General features: G+C 41.1%; 3 protein-coding genes. 2 read left to right on the forward strand and 1 reads right to left on the reverse strand.

The genetic code is table 11. The features are described from left to right. Nucleotides 1-186: 186 nt before the first annotated feature. Nucleotides 187-600, reverse strand: a complete 414-nt coding sequence (locus M3205_RS24960) for a sigma-w pathway protein ysdB (protein WP_251172339.1) — start codon at nucleotides 598-600, stop codon at nucleotides 187-189. Between the two features lie 137 nt (nucleotides 601-737). Between M3205_RS24960 and M3205_RS24965 the strand changes: the two genes are divergently transcribed. Next, entirely contained in the window at nucleotides 738-1,229 is a 492-nt protein-coding gene (locus M3205_RS24965) for a dUTP diphosphatase (RefSeq protein WP_251172340.1), read from the forward strand. 107 nt (nucleotides 1,230-1,336) lie between these two features. Then, nucleotides 1,337-2,422, forward strand: coding sequence for a M42 family metallopeptidase (locus M3205_RS24970; RefSeq protein WP_251172341.1), 1,086 nt, complete (start codon nucleotides 1,337-1,339; stop codon nucleotides 2,420-2,422). Nucleotides 2,423-2,574: the final 152 nt, after the last annotated feature.

A 2,574-nucleotide genomic window follows, 5' to 3' on the forward strand; every position in this document is an offset into this window, starting at 1 on the left:
ATTTGAAAAAAATGGCCAACTGGACTTGGCAAGGTCCAGAAATGGCCTAGAAGATGACCTCGGAGAGGTCTATCATCATCTGAAAATGCTTCAAAGCCAATAAAATTCAAAAAAGAGGTCCGGAATGCGACTATTCCGAACCCCTTTTGTCTACAAACTGAAACGTTCGGGGGTGCCGAACGTTTTTTAAATATGATCTTTAATTTCCTCGTCTGGAGAAGCTGTTTTGTGCATGAATTCTTTCACAGGGCTTTTCCAGTCAATTTTTGCAGTAGGATAGACCTCGCCTATCTTTCTTTCAATAAAAAGAAAATCCTCCCTTACCATCCCTTTAAGGGCCGATGTATTGTGCGGCCAGAGGAAAATGGAGACCACATCAAAAGCATTATCAGTGGTACCCAAATACTTTTCACCTTCAAATAAAACCCCTTTATACGTAATCAGGAAGTTTTTCCTGACATTTTCCTGGTCATCCCAAAAATAATATCGTTTCTGTTCGTGGGCAAGCTCTAGCTTTCTCTTGGAATTGAGCAGATATTTTACCGCGGTGTATATAAGAAAAAGAATCAGAGCAAACAATAGCATACGCAGGAGCCACATAGTAACCAGCCCTCCATTATTATTTTCCTTACTATACGGATGAGTTTAAAAAAAGTTTCAACTTTTTTGCGATTTGTTATAATTTTTTTGATGGGCATTATAATGTAAGTTAATCATTTCATATAGGACGGTGGAAAATGAATTATCAGCAACTATTTCAAATGCAAAAAGGGCTGGACAGCCATATCGAATCAAACCATGGTTTAGAGGAAGAAGATTTATTTGACCGCAAGATACTGGCGCTGCTTGTTGAATTGGGAGAGCTTGCTAATGAGACAAGATGCTTTAAATTCTGGAGCCTTAAGCCCTCCTCCCCTCAGGAAACAGTATTGGAGGAGTTTGTAGACGGTATACATTTCATTTTATCGCTTGGAATTGAATGCGGATTTTACGGGGAAAAGGACTTTGATGTTTCGGTGAAAAAGACGGTTTCAGTGAATGACCAGTTCTTGTCTGTTTATGAAGCTATCGGAAAGTTTAGGACCAGTCGTTCTTTAACGGATTATAAAGAGCTTATGGAAGTCTATTTACAGCTGGGGGAAATACTTGGATTTAACTCTTCGCATATAGAAAAAGCATATGTAGACAAAAATGAAGTGAATTTTAAGAGGCAGGCTGAAGGATATTAAGCGATTTTTCCGCCTGCAGCCTGAGGGATTATCAGTCTGATAATTCTTTATATTGATTCAGATGTTCGGTATAATAAGATTAAATAAATATTAAGGGAGTCGAAATGATGGCTAAATTAGACGAAACGTTAACCATGCTTAAAGACCTGACAGATGCAAAAGGAATTCCGGGAAATGAGCGCGAACCGCGTGAGGTAATGAAAAAATACATAACAGCCTATGCTGATGAAGTAACAACAGATGGATTGGGAAGCCTGATTGCTAAAAAAACGGGCAAAGAAGGCGGCCCGAAGGTCATGGTAGCCGGTCACTTGGATGAAGTTGGATTTATGGTAACAAGTATTGATGATAAAGGTTTCATCCGTTTCCAGACGGTTGGCGGCTGGTGGTCCCAGGTTATGCTGGCACAGCGCGTGACGATTGTAACATCGAAAGGAGATGTTACAGGAGTAATTGGTTCAAAACCGCCGCATATCTTGTCACCGGAGGCTCGCAAAAAGCCTGTTGAAATTAAAGATATGTTCATTGACATTGGTGCTTCAAGCCGTGAAGAGGCTAAAGAATGGGGAGTAAATCCTGGTGACATGGTGGTTCCGTATTTTGAGTTTACGGTTATGAATAATGAAAAAATGCTTTTGGCTAAAGCGTGGGATAATCGCATTGGCTGCGCTATTGCGATAGATGTGCTTAAGCAGTTGAAAGATGCAGAACATCCAAATGAAGTTTATGGTGTGGGAACCGTACAGGAAGAGGTTGGTCTTCGCGGAGCACGTACCTCTGCGCAAAAAATCGAACCGGATATCGCTTTTGGTGTAGATGTCGGTATTGCAGGAGACACTCCTGGGATCTCTGAAAAAGAAGCCATGAGTAAAATGGGCAAAGGGCCGCAAATCATCCTTTATGATGCATCAATGGTCTCTCACAAAGGCCTGCGTGACCTTGTAACAAACACGGCAGATGAACTGAATATCCCTTATCAATTTGATGCTATCGCTGGCGGAGGAACAGATTCAGGAGCCATTCATGTTACACATAATGGAGTTCCATCCCTTTCAATCACCATCGCTACACGGTATATCCACTCCCATGCAGCCATGCTTCACCGCGATGACTATGAAAATGCTGTTAAGCTGATCGTTGAAGTGATTAAGAAGCTGGACAGGGAAACAGTTGATAAGATTACATTTGAATAAAATGAAAAAACTCCGGGATTTTCCGGAGTTTCAGTTTGTAGACAAAAGGGGTTCGGAATAGTCTCATTCCGGACCTCTTTTTTGAATTTTATTGGCTTTGAAGCATTTTCAGATGATGATAGACCTCTCCGAGGTCATCTTCTAGGCCATTT

The sequence above is a fragment of the Cytobacillus firmus genome (assembly GCF_023715565.1).
Taxonomy (GTDB): domain Bacteria; phylum Bacillota; class Bacilli; order Bacillales; family Cytobacillaceae; genus Cytobacillus; species Cytobacillus firmus_C.

Coding starts and splice junctions, on each gene's coding strand:
- M3205_RS24960 (WP_251172339.1), bottom strand. CDS start 600: ATGTGGCTCCTGCGTATGCTATTGTTTGCTCTGATTCTTTTTCTTATA.
- M3205_RS24965 (WP_251172340.1), top strand. CDS start 738: ATGAATTATCAGCAACTATTTCAAATGCAAAAAGGGCTGGACAGCCAT.
- M3205_RS24970 (WP_251172341.1), top strand. CDS start 1,337: ATGGCTAAATTAGACGAAACGTTAACCATGCTTAAAGACCTGACAGAT.